The sequence below is a fragment of the Curtobacterium sp. MCBD17_008 genome (genome assembly GCF_003234475.1).
Lineage (GTDB): Bacteria > Actinomycetota > Actinomycetes > Actinomycetales > Microbacteriaceae > Curtobacterium.
Genome location: NZ_QKTK01000007.1, coordinates 1 through 17,029, shown reverse-complemented (window position 1 = coordinate 17,029; position 17,029 = coordinate 1). Strand labels below are relative to the sequence as shown.

19 protein-coding genes, 1 pseudogene and 1 other annotated feature are annotated in these 17,029 nt (G+C 66.8%); of the genes and pseudogenes, 13 read left to right on the top strand and 7 right to left on the bottom strand.

From position 1 onward, the window contains the following. The first annotated feature begins 198 nt into the window (after positions 1 to 198). A complete protein-coding gene (locus DEI95_RS08215) occupies positions 199 to 1,554 on the top strand; it encodes a competence protein CoiA family protein (protein WP_111059951.1) in 1,356 nt (451 codons plus the stop codon). Positions 1,555 to 1,918: 364 nt separating this feature from the next. After that, positions 1,919 to 3,152 (top strand): annotated as a pseudogene (locus DEI95_RS08210) (IS3 family transposase). Next, positions 2,197 to 2,310, top strand: a sequence feature (AL1L pseudoknot). Its footprint overlaps the pseudogene before it by 114 nt. A 132-nt stretch (positions 3,153 to 3,284) precedes the next feature. Here the strand turns inward: DEI95_RS08210 and DEI95_RS08205 are convergent. Beyond that, complete coding sequence (locus tag DEI95_RS08205; RefSeq protein ID WP_146243631.1) at positions 3,285 to 4,439, bottom strand: helix-turn-helix domain-containing protein; 1,155 nt, start codon at positions 4,437 to 4,439, stop codon at positions 3,285 to 3,287. Between the two features lie 442 nt (positions 4,440 to 4,881). On the opposite strand from DEI95_RS08205, the gene DEI95_RS08200 reads away from it, so the two are divergent. The 5 genes from DEI95_RS08200 to DEI95_RS08180 all read left to right on the top strand — a co-directional run bounded on the left by DEI95_RS08200 (position 4,882) and on the right by DEI95_RS08180 (position 7,613). After that, complete coding sequence (locus DEI95_RS08200) at positions 4,882 to 5,820, top strand: hypothetical protein (RefSeq protein WP_111059949.1); 939 nt, start codon at positions 4,882 to 4,884, stop codon at positions 5,818 to 5,820. After that, a complete protein-coding gene (locus tag DEI95_RS08195) occupies positions 5,817 to 6,014 on the top strand; it encodes a hypothetical protein (RefSeq protein WP_111059948.1) in 198 nt (65 codons plus the stop codon). The genes DEI95_RS08200 and DEI95_RS08195 overlap by 4 nt, the downstream gene beginning before the upstream one ends. A gap of 259 nt (positions 6,015 to 6,273) precedes the next feature. After that, positions 6,274 to 6,879, top strand: a complete 606-nt coding sequence (locus DEI95_RS16460; RefSeq protein ID WP_146243630.1) for a hypothetical protein — start codon at positions 6,274 to 6,276, stop codon at positions 6,877 to 6,879. Then, a complete protein-coding gene (locus DEI95_RS08185) occupies positions 6,872 to 7,228 on the top strand; it encodes a hypothetical protein (RefSeq protein ID WP_111059946.1) in 357 nt (118 codons plus the stop codon). The genes DEI95_RS16460 and DEI95_RS08185 overlap by 8 nt, the downstream gene beginning before the upstream one ends. A 160-nt stretch (positions 7,229 to 7,388) precedes the next feature. Then, entirely contained in the window at positions 7,389 to 7,613 is a 225-nt protein-coding gene (locus DEI95_RS08180) for a hypothetical protein (RefSeq protein WP_111059945.1), read from the top strand. Between the two features lie 11 nt (positions 7,614 to 7,624). On the opposite strand, the gene DEI95_RS08175 is transcribed toward DEI95_RS08180, so the two are convergent. Next, a complete protein-coding gene (locus DEI95_RS08175) occupies positions 7,625 to 8,545 on the bottom strand; it encodes a DUF2971 domain-containing protein (RefSeq protein ID WP_146243629.1) in 921 nt (306 codons plus the stop codon). A 292-nt stretch (positions 8,546 to 8,837) separates the two neighbouring features. Here DEI95_RS08175 and DEI95_RS08170 point away from each other — a divergent pair, with 292 nt between their 5' ends. Genes DEI95_RS08170 through DEI95_RS08160 form a run of 3 tightly spaced genes read left to right on the top strand, consistent with a single transcriptional unit; the run spans position 8,838 to position 10,779 of the window. After that, positions 8,838 to 9,527, top strand: coding sequence for an NYN domain-containing protein (locus DEI95_RS08170; RefSeq protein WP_181436246.1), 690 nt, complete (start codon positions 8,838 to 8,840; stop codon positions 9,525 to 9,527). A 41-nt stretch (positions 9,528 to 9,568) separates the two neighbouring features. Then, positions 9,569 to 10,453 carry a hypothetical protein gene (locus tag DEI95_RS08165; RefSeq protein ID WP_111059942.1) on the top strand — a complete coding sequence of 295 codons (885 nt, stop codon included), beginning with the start codon at positions 9,569 to 9,571 and terminating at the stop codon, positions 10,451 to 10,453. Between the two features lie 26 nt (positions 10,454 to 10,479). After that, complete coding sequence (locus DEI95_RS08160) at positions 10,480 to 10,779, top strand: hypothetical protein (RefSeq protein WP_258367547.1); 300 nt, start codon at positions 10,480 to 10,482, stop codon at positions 10,777 to 10,779. A gap of 181 nt (positions 10,780 to 10,960) precedes the next feature. On the opposite strand, the gene DEI95_RS16455 is transcribed toward DEI95_RS08160, so the two are convergent. Next, a complete protein-coding gene (locus DEI95_RS16455) occupies positions 10,961 to 11,386 on the bottom strand; it encodes a hypothetical protein (RefSeq protein ID WP_146243628.1) in 426 nt (141 codons plus the stop codon). 227 nt (positions 11,387 to 11,613) lie between these two features. On the opposite strand from DEI95_RS16455, the gene DEI95_RS08155 reads away from it, so the two are divergent. Further along, complete coding sequence (locus tag DEI95_RS08155; RefSeq protein WP_111059941.1) at positions 11,614 to 12,804, top strand: hypothetical protein; 1,191 nt, start codon at positions 11,614 to 11,616, stop codon at positions 12,802 to 12,804. Beyond that, positions 12,801 to 13,241, top strand: coding sequence for a hypothetical protein (locus tag DEI95_RS08150; RefSeq protein ID WP_146243197.1), 441 nt, complete (start codon positions 12,801 to 12,803; stop codon positions 13,239 to 13,241). The genes DEI95_RS08155 and DEI95_RS08150 overlap by 4 nt, the downstream gene beginning before the upstream one ends. Positions 13,242 to 13,289: 48 nt before the next feature. Here the strand turns inward: DEI95_RS08150 and DEI95_RS08145 are convergent, their stop codons facing one another. Together DEI95_RS08145 and DEI95_RS08140 are read right to left on the bottom strand one after the other, a co-directional pair. After that, entirely contained in the window at positions 13,290 to 14,303 is a 1,014-nt protein-coding gene (locus DEI95_RS08145; protein WP_181436245.1) for a tyrosine-type recombinase/integrase, read from the bottom strand. 68 nt (positions 14,304 to 14,371) lie between these two features. Beyond that, on the bottom strand, positions 14,372 to 14,584 hold the full coding sequence (locus tag DEI95_RS08140) for an AlpA family transcriptional regulator (protein WP_220036640.1): 213 nt from the start codon (positions 14,582 to 14,584) through the stop codon (positions 14,372 to 14,374). Between the two features lie 225 nt (positions 14,585 to 14,809). On the opposite strand from DEI95_RS08140, the gene DEI95_RS08135 reads away from it, so the two are divergent. Next, on the top strand, positions 14,810 to 15,535 hold the full coding sequence (locus tag DEI95_RS08135; protein WP_146243627.1) for a hypothetical protein: 726 nt from the start codon (positions 14,810 to 14,812) through the stop codon (positions 15,533 to 15,535). Positions 15,536 to 15,551: 16 nt separating this feature from the next. Here DEI95_RS08135 and DEI95_RS08130 read toward each other — a convergent pair whose 3' ends face one another. Then, positions 15,552 to 15,977 carry a hypothetical protein gene (locus DEI95_RS08130; protein ID WP_111059937.1) on the bottom strand — a complete coding sequence of 142 codons (426 nt, stop codon included), beginning with the start codon at positions 15,975 to 15,977 and terminating at the stop codon, positions 15,552 to 15,554. Positions 15,978 to 16,074: 97 nt separating this feature from the next. Next, positions 16,075 to 16,551 carry a MarR family transcriptional regulator gene (locus DEI95_RS17090; protein WP_220036639.1) on the bottom strand — a complete coding sequence of 159 codons (477 nt, stop codon included), beginning with the start codon at positions 16,549 to 16,551 and terminating at the stop codon, positions 16,075 to 16,077. Positions 16,552 to 17,029 lie beyond the last annotated feature (478 nt).

Below are 17,029 nucleotides of genomic sequence, written 5' to 3'. Positions count from 1 at the left end.
GTCTGCGGCGAAGCATCCCAGTTGCAGCGAGCGAGGCTTTCGCGCAGGAGTGGCTCGACAACGAGAAGCACGAGCAGTCGGCGACCCCGACGCACGATACGCGGGATGGCTGCCGCCCCAGTGCGCCGACGAGTCCACGACGAGTACCCCTCGACTGGGACCTGATGACGCGGCGGCTTCTGGGTACGGTCGACTCCCGTGGTGCAGTCCTTTGCCTTCGACCACGCGACGCTGCTCGCGACCTTCCAGACCGACGGTGATCCGCGCTTCCTGTGGGGCCTCAACCGGAGCACCCGGGGCTTGTTCTACCTCGAAGAGAACCAGGCCGCCGAGCACCGTGACCATGTCGTCGCGAATGTCACCTGCCCGGTCCCCGGATGTGATGCGCAGCTCACCACCGTGCACAGCACGATCAAGCGTGACCATCTTCGCCACCGATCGTCGTCCGGAGGTCACGGGCCGGAGTCGCTCTTCCACTCTCAGGGGTGCGCTCTGATCGAGTCGTGGCTGGCCCGCCGCTACCCGGCTTGCCTCGTCAAGCGGGAGGAGTACACCAGCGCAGAAGGTGAGAGCCGCGCCGACGTGCTCATCACGCACCCGTCGGGAGAACGCATTGCCTTCGAGGTGCAGTACTCACCGCTCACCGCCGACGCGTGGAACGATCGGCACGAGCGCTACAGTGCTCGCGGCGTCCGAGACGTCTGGCTCTTCGGCCACACCCGGAAGCAGCTCAAGCTCGACGGCGCCGACCGGCTGAAGTCGAACCCTGCCCTCGACGCAGTGGTCGCCTCCGGAGCGCCGCTGCTGTTCATCAACCCCGAGCTCGAGCAAATCGCCGTCGTAGTCGAGCAACGCCACCCGATTTCGGCAACCAGCGGACAGCCCCTCCTCGAACACCCCGTCGACGTCCTCGGCCGCGGCACTGGGTCATCCCTCGAAGTCCACCCGCTCGACGACTTCCGACTTGGGGCTTCCACTCTCACCTCTGACCGCGTCGACTGGCTGATCAGCGCGAGAATCAGCCTCGACGACTACAACGCCGAGCAGCAGCGCCTCTACGCGATCGCACGCGAGCAAGCCGCCGAACGGGCTCGCATCCTGCAATCCGAAGCGGACGAACGTGAGCGGCTCGGCCGTGCCGAGCGCGCCGCTCAGGAGGAGCGCGCGAAGCGTCGGCGGGTCCTGATGGCCGACGGCATCCGCCGAGCGCTCGACAGTTCCGAGCCATGGGGAACCGAGCACCCCGCGGTCCGACTCCTCCACCCCTACCTCAACGGTCACCGCGACCGGAACCTCGGCTGGGAGGACTACGTCCCCGAACGGTGGAAGTGTCTGGCGTTCTTCCACCACGTCGCTGCGAATGAAGACACCCGGTTCGGACCGCCACAGGTCGCTTCGACACTGCGCCGCCACGGCGTCCGCCTCGAGAAGGGCATCTTCAAGGTCATCGCGCTCTGGCTTCGCCAACTCGTCGAAGACGACTTCCTCTTCGAGGAACGCGGGGAGGACGGGCACTCGGTCTATCGGCCGACCTACCGAGGCACCTGGTGGTGATTCGGCACCCACCAGTCGGCACCGTCGCAGTGAGAGTCCTGCGTCCATTCGAACCGCCCTCGTCCGCGCCATGGACAAGGCGTGGGACCGCCGCCGGCGCCGGGGGTACATCGCCATCGCCGACGAGGACGGCAACGGGCAGCGACCTTCCCACGTCGGTCGCCGGGTGCCGCAAGCTCCTGTAACAGGCTGCTGACACGAAGCCGAGACGGCGCAAACTACCTAGATCGCACCGTTTACGCTAGGCACACCCGAGGACGTCGACGGGATCGGCGAAGGCATCCGGACCTGCCATCTCCCAGCCTCCTAAACTGTTCCGCCTCGGGTCTGATGGAGGCTCTCAATCCACGGGAGGATGAGAGTCATGGGAGCACCGAGGAAGTACCCGGAGGAGCTTCGGGAGCGAGCGGTCCGACTCGCGGTGGAAGCACGCCGCGACCCGAACACCAGAGGCGGTGCGCTGCGTCGGATCGGTGAACAGCTCGAGATCAATCCGGAGACGCTGCGGAACTGGGTGCAGCAGGCCGAGATCGACGCGGGTGACCGGCCCGGCGTCACCACCGACGACGCGCAGCGGATTGCGGAACTCGAACGCGAGGTTCGGGAGTTGCGGCGGGCGAATCAGATTCTGAAGTCGGCGTCGGCTTTCTTCGCGGCGGAGCTCGACCGCCCCTCCAGCAGATGACGCAGTTCATCGACGCGCATAAGCACGAGTTTGGGGTCGAGCCGATCCTTCGCACGTTGCAGGTCGCCCCGTCGAGCTACTACGCGGTGAAGGTTGAACCACCGTCGGCGCGGTCGATCAGTGACGCTCCCCGCACGGTCGAGGTCGAGCGGGTGCACCGGACCAACTACGGCGTCTACGGCGCCCGCAAGGTACACGCACAGCTACGGCGGGAGGGGCACGTGATTGCCCGCTGCACCGTTGAGCGACTCATGCGGTCCACCGGACTGCACGGCGTGTCCAAGCGGAAGGGGCCGAAGACGACGATTCCGGGCCCCGTCGGGGATCGGCCGGCGGATCTGGTGCAGCGGGCGTTTACCGCGACCGGCCCGGCCAGCTCTGGGTCGCCGACATCACCTACATCTGCACCTTCTCCGGGTGGGTCTACGCGGCGTTCGTCACGGACGTGTTCTCCCGCCGCATCGTCGGCTGGCAGCTATCGAAGAACATGCGCACCGACCTCGTCCTCGACGCCCTCGAGATGGGCATCTGGACCCGGCAACGCGAGAACCGAGATCTGTCACAGCTGATCCATCACAGCGATTGAGGAGTCCAATACCGAGCTATTCGCTACACGGACCGGCTCGCTGAGGCCGGTGCGGTCGCGTCCGTTGGGTCCAAGGGTGACAGCTATGACAATGCCCTCGCGGAGGCGGTGAACTCGATCTTCAAGGCCGAGCTGATCCGCAACAAGGGACCGTGGCGCGGCATCGAGCACCTTGAGATCGCGACGGTCGAGTACATCGACTGGTTCGACCACCGCCGTCTGCACGGCGAACTCGGCATGGTCCCGCCGGTCGAGTTCGAGCAAGGCCATTACCGTCACAACCCCGCTCCGACTACCGTCGAAGCGACACTACCGAGCCTCCACTAAACCCGGGGCGGAACACCGCGACGTGCGCTCGTGGTCGTAGCCGCCATCATCTGCGCCGCCATGCTGTCGCTGGACGTGGTCGCGCCCGCCCACCGCATCGGTGGCGTTCCACGCGCACCGCGGCGCACATGGTCAGCTCGAGGGTCCGTCGTCGATGGGGAGGTTCCGCAGGAAGCGGCGCCCGACCGCGAGTTGCGCGTGCAGCATCGATGCCTCGAGCCGCTTCGTGTCCTCGCCGCGCCGTTGTGCGACGGTGAACGCCTTGCCGTCGACCTTCCGGCCGTCGTAGGAGAGCGCCCCTTTCGCCAGGAACGGCTTGAGCTCTTCCGGCTGCGCGGGGATGTCGATCATGATGATCGGGCGGTCCTCGCCGACCGTGACGACGTCGACTCGGAGCCCGAACGGGAGCGGGAAGATCCAGTCGCTGAGGATCTGCTCGTAGGTACGCGGTTGCGTGCGCACCTGGTGTAGCCCGCCGACGGCGGTGATGATCTCCCCGCTGCCACGCTCCGGGCCCTTGTCGGTGGACGCGCCGAACACGATGATGCCGCCTTCCTCAGCGTTGCAGAACGCGCTGACCTCGACACCGAGGCTGTACTTGCCGCCGTCCGACGTGAGGTCCCACTCCTGACTCTTCGCGTCGAGCCAGTTTCCCTCCGGCAGACCGACCAGGAGCCCCGCGTGGCCGCCGCGGATCAGGTCCGCGAGCGTGTCGCGGGATGCCGTCCCGCCAACCAGCGCGTCGACGAGGCGCTCGACGCCGTCGCCGAGGTCGGCGAGATCCGCCAGCGTGTCGGCGTTCTCGGGCTGCGTTGCGACGATCGTCGCGATGAAGCGACCGTCCTCGGTTGCCTGCCATGGGCCGTAGGCGTGCTGTGACAGCTGCAGGATCGACGAGCCGCGGGACTGCAGGAACGGGGTGATGACGTTCCGGACGGCAGCGAGCCGACCGGCGAAGTCCTCCACGTGGTGCGGCAGTGTCGACGTCGGCCAGTCGAGGAAGAACTCGACCCTGACGCAGAGTCCGCCGTCGCGGAGGACCAGCGAGGTCGCCTTCACCACGAGATTCTGCGCGTCGAGGTAGCCTTCGGCGCCGTTGTAGATGAGTGCTTCGCAGGCGTCCGTATCGCCCCAGTGCGCTTCCGCAGCCCGGAACGTTCCGGTGAGTTCCCCGACCGTGATGTCAGGCAACTCGCGCGGATCGAGCAGGACGGCCGAGGAATCCCCAGACCGGTCTTCACCGTCGACCATCCATCCGTACTCGTCGCCGAAGGTCACTGTGGGCACGGCTCACGATAACCGGACCCGCTTCTGAACGAGAGGCGCCGCGGTGCATAGGAAGGGGCGGACCATCAGCAGATCGAGAGGATCACCCCGTGTACGCATCAGCAGGCGCGTGGCGATGCGGGGATGAGGGGAGTGGTGCGTGGTCATGGTGTGGCGTCTTCCAGTCAGGGGCTCCGCGAGTGCACGGTCCCGCCCACTCCTATGCACCGCGGAGGCGGATCCGCTCACATTGTCGGTGGTCTGGTGTACTGCACGTGACACGTTAGCGGTATGACGGTCGGTCGTCACAGGGTGAGTAGTGCACGAGCATCCGAACGAAGGCGAGCACAGAGAGCATGGACATGACCGCCGAAACCGAGTCGTATGACGACGTCGCCGAAGCACTCAACGTCTGGCGCCCCTCCACCAGGCGCTGCACCGCACGTACCTGACGTACACCGGCATGGACGCCCCCGAAGGTGGCCAGCAGGACGAGAGCCTGCTCGTCACCGCCCACGTCAGCGACACCTTCCGCCGCTGCCAGCAGTACGCGCTCGACACCGGCATCCCCGCCGACCGCATCTTCAGCGACCCGATCGTCAGCATTCCGCTACCGATCTATGAGGAGGCCGACGACCGCGTCGTCTTCGGCTCCACCCGCCCTGAAGCGTTCTGGCACCCCCTCGCATGGCTCCCAGAGGCGCAGGCGATGCCCGCGACCTGGCTGGACGAAGACGGCGCACCGGAAAGCGAGTCCGACCAGGAGTGGGCCATGCGCCTCGCCCTCGAGCTCGCCGCCAGCGGCCTGTACGACCCCAGCCGAGGCTGGGTCGACATTCTCGCCCTGCACGGACTCGACATCGCCACCCCAGCCGTCATCGAACGCATCACCCGGTGGCTCACCGGCGCCGCCGACCCCACCCTCGACGCCATCGACCTCACCCCCTACTTCGCCGCCACCGACACGCTCTACGGCCGCGGCTGGGCGCACATCCGCGTCGAGGGGACCTTCTTCGCCTACCGCAGCGCGGCCTGGGCCGTCACCGCACGCACCCTCATCGAAGAGCTCCGCACCGTCAACGTCGAAGCCCTCCGCGACCCCGACGCGCGGGAAGTGCTCGTCACCATCGGCGCCATCGCCGCCACCTACCTCGACGGCGTCCCCACCCCCGACAGCGCCGACGACGACTACCCCGACCGGTTGAGCGCCATCCCCAGCACCGTCGACCTCGACGCTGACGGCGACGTGTCGGCCGACACGATCCGCGATGCCGACATGGGCCTGCTCCGGATCCTCGACGAGATCGCCGCCGACTACGGCGACGCCGAAACGGACCTCGCCTCCGCCGAAGCGGACGCCATCAAGCAGCTCGAGAAGATCACGCAGGGAGCCGCATCGTGACCCTCACCCACCCCCGCACCGCCCACCGTGCGTTCCTCGTCGCGCCCGGCGAACCACCCGTCCTCCCCGACGACATCGGCGAGCTCCTCCGCGGACGATGGGCGTTCTGCGCCGTCACCGGACTCGACGACGACCACGTGCACACCGACCCGCTCGTCGCCCTCCCACTCCCCGAACGCACAGAAGGCCGGTAGCGCGGCAACGCGTCGTTCCTGTGGTGCCCCGCTGGCGTACCTGCCCGACGCACTCAGCGCCCCGTCCGGCGGACGCCGAGGCGCCATCCCGACCGTCGCCAGCCGCGTCTGGGCCACGACGGTCGTCCTCACCCTCGGCTCCAGCGGCCTGTACAGCGTCGACGAGGGCTTCGTCGAGCTCGAGCGCACCTGGGGGTTCGACCTCACCGACCCCGACACCGCCGCCCGCGCTGCAGCCTGGTGCGACGGCGCCGCCGACGTGCTCTTCGACGCCATCGAACGCGACATCCACGACCGGCTGCTCCGCAACACGAACCCCGCGCGGACCGGCGCGATGATGAGCCTGCTGCACGACCAGCAGTCCCTCATTGCGGACGCGCTCGCCCGCTCCTTCGCCGCCGTCCCCGACCAGCGCGTCGCCCTCACCTGCTACCTCGCCGTCGCCCTCGACCTGCTCGGCGACATCCCCGCAGCGTTCACCCCGCACCGCACCGGCGACATCGTCCTCGCATCCTCAACGAGGTCGGCGGCACCGTGCACCGTGACGCCGAGACGATCCCCCAGGAGATGGTCGATGAAGCGATTGCCGACTTCACCGAGATGCTCGACACCATCGCCAACGGCAAGTGCCCCGGGGACCGCTGACCGAGGTTCTGCGAACCCTGGGCACATGAAGGGCATGGCCCACACCGACTCGGAGGCCGCCGGCGCACCTAACGCGTCGGCGGCCGACGCGCACCACCCAGACCCGACCCCTATGCGCACGGACTGCTACGCTCGTGCCGATTCCAGGGACATGTCCACCATCGCAGAGCCGTCCCGGTTCACCGGCCACGACAAGGACTCATCGCACACTTATGGCTGATCGCACTGACCGCCCGGACCGGGCCGACGACGAACGCGATCCTGCCAGCCAGCGCCGCACTGCAGCCGACGACTTCAGGCGCTCGCACGCCGCGGCTGAACTGGTCGCGCGCGTCAACGAGGACGCCGACGCCGTCCAAGAGACCCTCGAGCGCCGCGGCGTCCACATTGACCGCGCGGAAGCGTGGGACGCCGCGATGCGCTCCGCCATCCACGCCGGCGAAATCGACCCCGCCGCCGCAGCCCTGCAAGCCGAACTCGACGCCGCTGCAGCCCGCTGGGACGACGGCGCCACCGTCGACACCCTCGAGGACCCGCGCACGCGACGCCCTCATCGCAGCGTTCCCTGACGCCGACATCGACGTCACTGACCGCGACGACGCCTGGGGGAGCTGGCTCGTCCTCGAATGGACCGACGGCCCCACCGAACAGGACGTCACCGACGTCGCGCAACGCTTCGTCGGCGTCCACGAGCTCGACGGTCGCCACGTCCGGTACGCGTTCTATGGGTTGAGCTGCTGGCGGGACTGCAGCCCCACCGTCACCGCCTGGGCCGAACGCGCCCTCGCCGCCGCCGGCATCACCCGCGACGACGGCGACGCCGACTACGTGACCGGCCTGCCCGACGACCCCGTCGCGTCGACGATCACCGTCGAAGGCACGCCGATCTCGATCGACATGGATCCGCCGCTCGAGCGGCTGACCCGCACCCTTCTCGACGCCCGCACCCTCTGAGGCGTACCGCGTCAGCGTAGGGGGATCTCTAGCTGCGTTGCCAGCGCCGAGAGCTTGAACTTCTGCAGCCCCATCTTCAGGCCGTCCATCGCGGCTCGTGGATCGAGGAGGCCTGGCCCGATCCGCACTTCTGTGAGGACCGAGTCGAGCTCGGACTCCGCGTCCGGGCCCGGGTTCGGCTCCGCAACGAAAAACGGAGTGAGACCAAGACGGCCGGCGCGGACCTTCACGGCCGGGTTGGAAAGCGAGAGCTGCGCGAAGAGGCGCACCTCCTTCTCATCCCGGAACGCCTCGTGCTTCAGGTGGGCGGCGACCGCGATGAACTGCGACGCGAACACCTCTCGTTCGAAGGCCGTGTCGTCTGCCGCTTCATCGTCTTCAGTGACGGTCGTCCGTCCTGAAGCGACATTGGAAGCGACTTTGCGCGCAACGTGCTCGAGGAAGGCGTCGATGAGCGCGTCCTGCTCGTCGCGGTCGTACAAGACCGGTCGCCACCCGTTGTCCGCTGTCAGGTCGGCCTCCACGTCGCTGGGCCAGCTGAAGCCGAAAGCCTCCTCCCCTGAGCGATCACGTCGAACGCGGAGCGGGATGTCGGCTCGCAGACCGACCGCGTAGCTCCCGTAGGCGCGGAACTGGCTCAGGGAATCGCCCTCCGTCGATGCGCACGCAACGAAGAGATCTTGGCGGCGGGAGAGCGCTCCCTCAGCGAGTAGCTCCTCAATCACCTCTGCGTCCGGGAAGTCGGACCTTCGCGCTGCCCAACGCTCGTGCATACGCGCTGCTCCGTACTCGATCTCCCCGGAGTCGTTCAGTGTGCGTGCGGAACTCACCCAGAGCCCGCCGGTTTCTAGGATCCCAAGCAGCCCCGCGGTCGACGTGTACTGCCAGATGGTGCCAGACCGCAGCTTGGGGGGAAGCACCTGTAGCAGCATGGGAGCTGTGTAGTAGGGGGGCACTGCACCATCATGGCCTCGTTCGCAGCCCGCTCGGCAACGACGAAGCGTCGTCGGAGCCGGCTCAGTAGTGCAGGCGGCAACGTCGCTGGCGTTGACGTCGTCCACGCCATCGTTCGCGCAGATTCTGTCGACGGCATCGTTTCCGAAGCGTCGAGCGCTCACGTTTCGCCGACGTTGACACCGAAACCGGGGCATGCCACACTCTCTGTTGTTGCTCCCCGCCGTCTCCGGATTGGCGGGGATTTTCTTTCCCCTGGAGGCTTCCGCCGTGTTGCGCGCTTCAGTCGTCGTCGACTACCAGAACGTCCACCTCACCGCCTACGACGTCTTCAACCGGGGCGGCAACCGCCACGAGTCCCTCATCCACCCGATGCAGTTCGCCAAGCGCGCCGTCCAGCAGCGCAACAGCGTGCAGCGCGACGGGTACGAGCACGCCGAGGTCACCCGCGTCACCGCGTTCCGTGGCCTCCACCACGTCGACCACGATTGGGAGCAGCACCGACGCTGCATGGACCAGGCCGCCGCGTGGCGAGCTGCCGGCGTCGACGTGCAGCTGCGAGACCTGAAGTACAGCTACGAGCGCGGAGCGGACGGCAAGCCGATCCTCGACGTCCACGGCAAGAAGGTCCCGTACGACCGGCCGCGGGAGAAGGGCATCGACGTACTCTGCGCGCTCGCATGCGTCCGGGAAGCCGCCCGCCCCGACGTCGACCTCGTGATCCTCGCGTCCCGAGACACTGACCTGATCCCGGCACTGGACGAGGTGTACGACTTCCACCGTGCGGATCCGAAGGTCTACGCGAAGATCGAGACGGTGTCGTGGCTGAACCGGCGCTGGCGCGAAGAAGGTACCCGCAGCGGCGGCAGCCTCCGACCGACCGCGCCCCGGCAGATCTGGAATACGAACCTGGACCGGTCCTGCTACGAGGCGTCCCTCGACCGAGCCGACTACCGGTGAGTCAGCCGCGTCCACGCCCTGTCGAGGGGATCCTGGAGCGGATGGCGCGCACCATCGTGTCCGAGCACCTCGACGTGCAGGTCGTTCGCCTCGACGACGGCACGGAGCAGTCGATGCCTGACGGGCTGATCTTCCTCGCCGACGGCCGCACCGCACCGCTCGAGGTCGTCTCCGATCACGACGTGCAGTGGAAGCGGCTCTCGGACGCGCTCGAGCGGCAAGGCAGTACCCTCGACCTCGACCCGACGACGCCCGCCTGGTTCCTGACGCTCCGGCACAACGCGAACCTAAAGCTCGCGCGCGCACGCCTCCCACAGTTGCTGCAGTCGCTACCTGCAGGGGTCCTTGAAGACGGAGCGTTCCCCGCCGACACCTGGGCGGCGGGCGAGAAGCACGCGGAGGCGCTCGAGGCGATCAGCCGACTCGGAGTCAGCTACCTCCCGTCGATCGCCGGCGTGTTCGGTCGGGCGGAGATCCGAACGCACGGCTGGGACAGCTGGCAGGATCCGGTGACGCTTCTGCCGTGGATCGACCGCGTCTTCGAACAGAACGAGGATGTGCCCCGGAAGCTCCTGCGCGCCGGCGGCGCGGAACGGCACGCGTTCATCTGGGCGACCATCGGCAGCCCCTTCCTCGTCACCGACGCCCTCAGCGATGTCGACGAGCTGGACGACGACGACCTCCGTCCGGGCCCTCATCCGGAGCTCCTCGCGCAGCTCTTCGCCCCGATGGACGTCGACGACGGCGAGCCGCTGCCCGATCCGACACTGCCGGAGGGCGTCACGCACCTCTGGGTGGCGAGCACCCTCTCGAACAAGCGCGCGCTGTACTGGAGCCCCGACGGCGGCTGGACGTTCACCGGCTGGCGCACTCCGGCGCATGAGGACGACGTCGACGCTCGGATCGGTGCCCCCGGCGAGAGCTGAACGATCTGTCGGAGGCAGCGTCCGTGATGACGCTCATGCCTCCCGAGCATCAGTGGTACCCGCCGGAGTTCCCGGACGTGACGCTGCTGCAACCGGTGCAGTTCGACCGCGAGCTCGCCGGCGAGCTGCAGGCGATCGGTCCGCGGCAACCGGTGTGGGCGACGATCGAGTTCGAAGGGGTCGGCCCGTTGCACCTGAAGTGCTTCGCCGCGGCCGCATCCGAGACGGCCGTGCTGGTCGAATCGTCCTGGCAGGGCCGCAAGCAGGACATCCTCGTCGAGCGTTGCAGGGTGACCCGGCGCACGTTGCAGCCGAGGCGGCTCTGATGGCTAGGCGTAACAGGAGTCGGTGGACGCCGCCGGCTGCGCTGTCACTACCTCCGGAGGCGCGTCCGGGTGGCGGCTCGATGTATCAGTAGCTCGGAAGTTCGGTGCGCTGACGCCACGGCCAGCCCACGACTGAGTTGAACTCGCCTTCGCGCAACTCTTTCGCCGACTGGACCCTTGGTCAGCCGACGTAGAACTCGTGGGGCGCACGAGCCTGCACCGAGAGTTGTCCGCCGGGTCCACTACCGCCCACTGTGACCTTGAACGGCTGCGCCGAGCCGTGATTTCGTCCAGCACATGCGCATTCGCAGAGCCACGCGTTCCCGGGGAGTCCAATCTTCCAGCACGCTTCCACGCACTTTTCGACACCGCCGTGCTGGACGACCTTCAGCCGGTCGTATCGTGCGGCAAGTCCTAGGATGACCGCATTCGCGTGCGGCCGCGAGACCGACCACGATCGGGAGCTGGGGAAGTAGTCAACCTGACCCTGCCGTGATGCGCCGAACATGTCTCCGAGGATGGTGTAGCCGCGTCCATTGCCCTCGAACGGCATGTTCTGGATTTCCGTGCGCCGACCGGGCCGAATTGTCACCGTGAGAACACCCATGCCCAGAGCGTAGGGGCTCTCGAGCGCTGCGCGCCGGTGGTCTGGTGCAGGATTGGGTCAAAGCGCATTCGTAGGCGCCACCCTCTCGATGACCTCCGGTCGGCGAGCGGACTCGCTCCACACCCGAACTCGGGGTCGCTTTGACTGCCGACATGAGGGATCGTCGGTCGGATGGGGAGCGCTGCAGCCACTGGGTCGGGGTCGTTGAGCCACCACGAGGTGATGCCGTGAGCCTCGACCAGTCAGGGACGATCGCGGTCACCCTGCACGGGAGTCGCGTGATGATCGACCGCGTCGTCTTCGTCGAGCTGTTCGAGAACTCTGTCGTGAGCGCACGTGTTCCGTATCGCCACGCCCTCGAACGGTCAACGATCAGCTTCTCGGATCTCGTCGATCTAGCGCGCACCGCACAGGTGCCGTACGCGCTCTGCTTCGCGCCGCGCGAGCTGGTTCGGGCGCAGGTCGAAACGAAGACGAAGAAACTACTGCAAGGGCTGAGCAAGGACACTTTCGCCGTCAACTCGCGTACGACGATCGAGCTCAGCGACGTCGAGCTCATCGTGAAGGATCTTGTTCGGAAGCAGATGATGCTGCGCACTCACGACAAGTCGCTCGTCGACAACAAGATCGTTGGAGTCCTCCGGAGGCCTCGGGCGACAATCGAGGAGGACTCCGCCGTACTGCTCACGGCTCTCGACTTGGATGTGGCCGTACTCCGCTCGGCTCGATCGAAGAGTGCCGCCCTATCGTTGCTCATCGATACACTGGAGGCGCACCAGATCCTCGTCTCGCGCAGCGTCCGCGGCTTCATGCCGCAGCTCATCGAGGTCAAGTTCAGTGGGCTGACCATCAAGGACAGGAAGATCCCGTACATCTTCCTCTCGAGGGGGAATCACGGCGACGATGAGGAGCCGGAGGGGCGTCAGCTCTTCACGCTGACCCTCCTCACGGTCTTGGTCGCTCGCGGCATCTTCGCGCCGGTCACCTACGACGGCCGGAACCTTGCGTCGAACCCGGGCCGCGAGTACGACATCGTTGGCGAGATCCTGATGCCGGTGGCGCAGATGAGAACGGTTTCGTCCGACGATCTCGGGGAAATCAGGAGTACCGCCGACTCGTTCAAAGTGACTCCGAGCGCCATGGTCGTGCGCCTCCAGCGACTCGGGCTCATCAGCCGTTCCGGGGCTCAGCAACATCTCGAGGAACTTCGCCTCGAGTTCGCAAATCGGCCCAAGTCGCAGGGCCGCCAGCCGAGACCGGTGAACGGGGTCCGGACGTACAACGGCCGAGAGCTGTCCGTTCGAATGCTCGGCGCGCTGGATGCCGGCAAGATCACCGAAGGTGAGTTCTGCCGAGCGGTCTGCGCGAACAAGATCCGGCCGCGAGAGATCCGGGACTTCCGGGAGGCGCTCGGATGATGGGGACGTTCTACCTCCTCGACAACAATGTGTTGACTCGGCTGACCCAGGAGCAGCGCTCCTCGGCGTTCGTGCACGAGCAGTGTCGGCTACCGTCCGAGGTGCTCCACGAAGCACGATTCCTTCCGGACGTCGATTCGCTGCGCCCGCTCGAATACACGACCAACGAGGGCGTCCTCCTGCACCTCGCTGCCGTCCTCCAACGTGTTCCAGCTGACGACACGACCCTCATCGACCTCTACGCGAATCTTGGAAATGCCGACCCGTTGTTGCTCGCGTGCGCGCTGGACGCGCTGGCCGAGGCCGAGCTGGGTCTATTCGGTGCGGAGTGGGTGGTGGTGTCGAACGACCGCGCCGTGGTGGCGCTGGCTGGTGACCTCGGCGTGCCAACACTCTCGAGCGAGGCGTTCTCCTTGGTGCTCGGCGAGGACCGCTGAGACGGAGCAGCCGGGCCACGCCCGTTCGACTTTGCTTGCTGAGTCTTGTTACAGGTCTCGTTCCTCCGAGCGCTCGCGTCGAGCCCGCATCATCCGCGCGATGGCGGCCATGTCTCCGTCGTCGTTCATCCAGTGGGAGTAGCGGTTGACGGTCTGCTGTGTCGTGCTGTGACCAAGCCACACAGAGATGGTCTTGACGTTGATTCCGTCGCTCATCCACGCCGTTGCCGCGGTGTGACGAAGGTCGTGGACGCGATGGTCTCCTGCCGTCGTCTTCCAGCGAAGGTCGCGGGTGAAGTTCGGTCCGCTTAGCTCGGAGCCGCCGGTCGACCGGAACAGGAACGCGTCGGGCGACTTGCCATCGGCATGGCGCATCGCGATTTTCCCTGCGTTACCCATGAGGGGGACCTTGCGGCTGCGGCGTCCCTTCGTCTGCTTCTCGGGGTATCCGTCGCTCTTCGAACGCTCGACCATGATGGCGAGGAAGGGGTTCGTGACGACGTTGCGGACACGGAGCGCCTTCATCTCTCCCCAGCGCAGGCCGGTTTCTCGGAGAAACTCGACGATGTCTGCGTAGTTCGGGTTCAGGGCTCGTTGAGCCACGAGCATCGATTTGAACTCCGACTCGGTGAAGGGCCGTACCGTGTTTGCTTCCGTTCCGTCCCCACGACCGAGCGGTGCGTCGAGAACTGGGTTGTGCGAGATGTACGCCTCCCTCACGGCGTATGCGAAGACCCCACCGAGCGACTCCCGAATCCGCTTCGCGGTGCTGTGTCGCTTGGTGCGCACGAGATTGGCGACGTACCTTCGCAGCTGGCGGCCATCAATGGAGGCGATGGGAAGTCGCTTCAGCTGGTCTGCAACATGGAGGCGGAGGTTGCTCTCGTCGGTGTCGTAGGTCTGCTGCGACACAAGTCCGCGCCGCTCGGTCAGGAATTCCTTGATGAGCTCGGCGAGCGTCATCTCGGCGTTCCGCGGGTCGGACCAGGTTCCGGACGCGAGACTCGTCTTCTGTCCGAGCTCCCAGGCGTCGGCGTCCTTCTTCCGGTCGAACGTCGCCATCGAGACCTGCTTGCCACGGTGATAGATACGGGCTCGCCAACGTCCGTTGTCCGCTTTTTTGACGCTCATCAGGCTGCCTGCGACTCGTCGCTCAGCATGTGGAGCCATGCGTCGACGTCGGACTTCCGGAATCGGAGCGCCCGACCGATGCGAACTCCCTTGGGTCCGCGTCCCTGGCTTCGCAGCGAGTAGAGCGTGCTCTTCGAGGTCTGCGTGTAGCGGCTGAGTTCGTCCATCGTGAGCATGGGCTCGAGGTGGTGGTTCACACCGGCAACGGTCATGGATTCGGTATGCGCGGACACAATCGGAACGCCGCACGTCATGCAGCGGGTCTGGGTTTCGGTCATGTGACGCCTATGCGTTGCTCGCGCGAACGGCACTCGGAACGCGGGTTTTGCCTGGTCAGGCAGGAAGCCGGGATGGTCCTCGCCATCCCGGTCGGTCACGATCGCACGCGAGACCGGGGATGGAACGCCCCTCCCTTGAACATCTGGCACCCTTTCAGCGTGGCAACGATCATGACGAAGACGAAGGCAGCCGCGACCATCCGGGACCATCTCGCCCACAGCGGCGTTGATGTGAGGAAGCTCAAGACGGTCACGAACACCGCTCAGCTCGTCATCCTCGAAGACGACCTCCTTGTTTCTGCAGCGTTGCTTCGGCCGCGCGGCGCCACCGCCGACCAGGTCCTGCCGGTCATCGAGCGAGCTGAGATGCGAGCGGTTCGGGTATACGTGGTGAATGGCTGGAACGAGGATGCAACTGCGGCCCTCGACGCCGTGGGCATCGAGCGATTCAGCATCGGGCCGACCGGTGTTGTCACAGCCGACAATGTGGTGGCGGAGATCTCGGCTGCCTCGGGAACGCGGCTGGACGAGGCTAGAGCGCTCAGCGTTGTCAACGACATCGCGGCCACCGCGCACCAGCTCCAGGCTACGGCGGAGCAGCTTCTCGACCTGGCGATGCGAGTTCGCGTCGCCCAACAGTACGGAGCTCTCACGTCAACAGAATGGTTGGACGTCATGGACCTTCGAGAACGGGTAGAGGACGCGAGGAGATTGCTTGCTGCTGCTCTCGATCGTGTGAAGGTCGCGGTGCCCTTCGGCCGTGTTCCGGCGAGTCGGATTGCCCAATGGCTTCCGGTCAGATCTGCGAACGAAAAGCTGGCGGAAGTGGTGAACGCTGGTCGCCGAGAGATCGACATGTCGCTGAGGACCCTCGGGCAGGCGTAATGTCGCCACCCCGGCGTCAGGGCTCGTCGGGTAGCTCCATCAGGGTGCGTCGAATGAGCTCGTGGGCGAGCACACCGACGTCCGAATGAGCGCCGTACCCGAGCCCGAGGAGCGCGTCGTGAAGTGCGTTGCTACTGGCAAGTTCGACGGGGATGCCTGCGTCGACGTCGCCGGTGCGTCGTGGGGTGAGCCTGGGCGTGGGGAACGCTGTGGTGGTGAGGGAGACCATGTGCCCGCCGATGATGCGCGCTTCGGAGTGACCGGCGAGGACGGTGCTGAGGTCCTCGAGGGCGATGTAAGCGGCGTCGCCGGTCTTCATCTTTGCGACGAGGTGCACTGTTTGCCGCTGCTGGAGGGGCGCACCGCCGTACGAGTGGCGTGGGTCTCGAGCGCACCTGCCGTCGTCGTTCCGGAGGCGGCCCTTGTCGTCTCGCATGCTCATGCTGTTGGTGCGCGCGGCCGGATGACCGCCGCGCGGATCCGTTCGGCAGCTTCGTGCTGGTCGCCGGTGGTGCCGGAGTGGAGAACGTCCCGCGCCGTCATGACGGGATCGGCAGTGCCGGGGCGGCCGGCGTGCGTGGCGGTGGCCCAAATGGTCTTGTCGGCGGGAACGGTGACGGAGAGCGTGTAGTCGCCACTGGTCCGAGCGCGAAGCCGCGGCTACTGAGGTCGACACCCGACCGCACGTAGGCATTGGCATGCTCGGGCATCCGCCACGCGGCGATGCGGTCGGCCGCGAGGTCGCCGCTGACCAGCGCTCCGTCGGGCAGCGCCGCGGCTTGCTCAGTGAGGGGTCGGTCGGACCACCAGTACGTAGTGACCCCGTTCACTGGCACGGCGATCGCTCGCTCCCACGCAGCGTCTGCATCTGCGGCGAACCAGCCTTTGACATCGCGCTGGGCGAGCGGGGTAAGCGCTCGAAGCGCGTTCGATACCGCCGGCTGCGTCAGTCCGGTTGCCGCTGCGAGCTGCTGCTGCGTCATCGGTTCGGGGGCGACCAGGAGGGCGCGGAGCACCGCGTACTGCCCGCACGGCGCGGGGCCCCTGGTCGGGGCTGGGGCAGATGCTGGCGCATCCTCGAGCCCGTGCCGGGCCTGGTCTGCGACAACGGTGCCGTCGGATACGACGATGAGCCGGCCGTCTGCAAGCGCCGCGGCAGCGAGCGTCGGCGTGACGCGATCAACTGCGTACAGCAGCCGTTCTCGCGGCCGAGTCGGCGCAGTTCACGTTGCACGTCGGATGGGGCGGGCAGCTGTCGTGTGCGCCCCCAACGGATGACTGCGCCGTCGGAAGTGATGAGTGAGGTGGCGTCCGCGGGCGTGGCGCGGATGCCGATGGCGAGCAGTGCGCGGAGAGCTTCGTGCTGTTCCATCGCCCTAACTAGGGACTGCTGCAGGTTTCGTTGACTCCTGACAGGTAGGGGCGTTGGCTCCTGCTGGAAGGATGTGCGCCATGGTGAAGGCGTATCCGGAAGAGTTCCGCCGTGATGTGATC

What these genes read in the sequence shown, in the direction of transcription:
- DEI95_RS08200 (WP_111059949.1), top strand. Translation starts at nt 4,882, where the DNA reads ATGGACGCCCCCGAAGGTGGCCAGCAGGACGAGAGCCTGCTCGTCACC.
- DEI95_RS08185 (WP_111059946.1), top strand. Translation starts at nt 6,872, where the DNA reads ATGGCTGATCGCACTGACCGCCCGGACCGGGCCGACGACGAACGCGAT.
- DEI95_RS08175 (WP_146243629.1), bottom strand. Translation starts at nt 8,545, where the DNA reads ATGCTGCTACAGGTGCTTCCCCCCAAGCTGCGGTCTGGCACCATCTGG.
- DEI95_RS08165 (WP_111059942.1), top strand. Translation starts at nt 9,569, where the DNA reads ATGGCGCGCACCATCGTGTCCGAGCACCTCGACGTGCAGGTCGTTCGC.
- DEI95_RS08160 (WP_258367547.1), top strand. Translation starts at nt 10,480, where the DNA reads ATGACGCTCATGCCTCCCGAGCATCAGTGGTACCCGCCGGAGTTCCCG.
- DEI95_RS16455 (WP_146243628.1), bottom strand. Translation starts at nt 11,386, where the DNA reads ATGGGTGTTCTCACGGTGACAATTCGGCCCGGTCGGCGCACGGAAATC.
- DEI95_RS08150 (WP_146243197.1), top strand. Translation starts at nt 12,801, where the DNA reads ATGATGGGGACGTTCTACCTCCTCGACAACAATGTGTTGACTCGGCTG.
- DEI95_RS08145 (WP_181436245.1), bottom strand. Translation starts at nt 14,303, where the DNA reads ATGGCGACGTTCGACCGGAAGAAGGACGCCGACGCCTGGGAGCTCGGA.
- DEI95_RS08140 (WP_220036640.1), bottom strand. Translation starts at nt 14,584, where the DNA reads ATGACCGTTGCCGGTGTGAACCACCACCTCGAGCCCATGCTCACGATG.
- DEI95_RS08130 (WP_111059937.1), bottom strand. Translation starts at nt 15,977, where the DNA reads ATGAGCATGCGAGACGACAAGGGCCGCCTCCGGAACGACGACGGCAGG.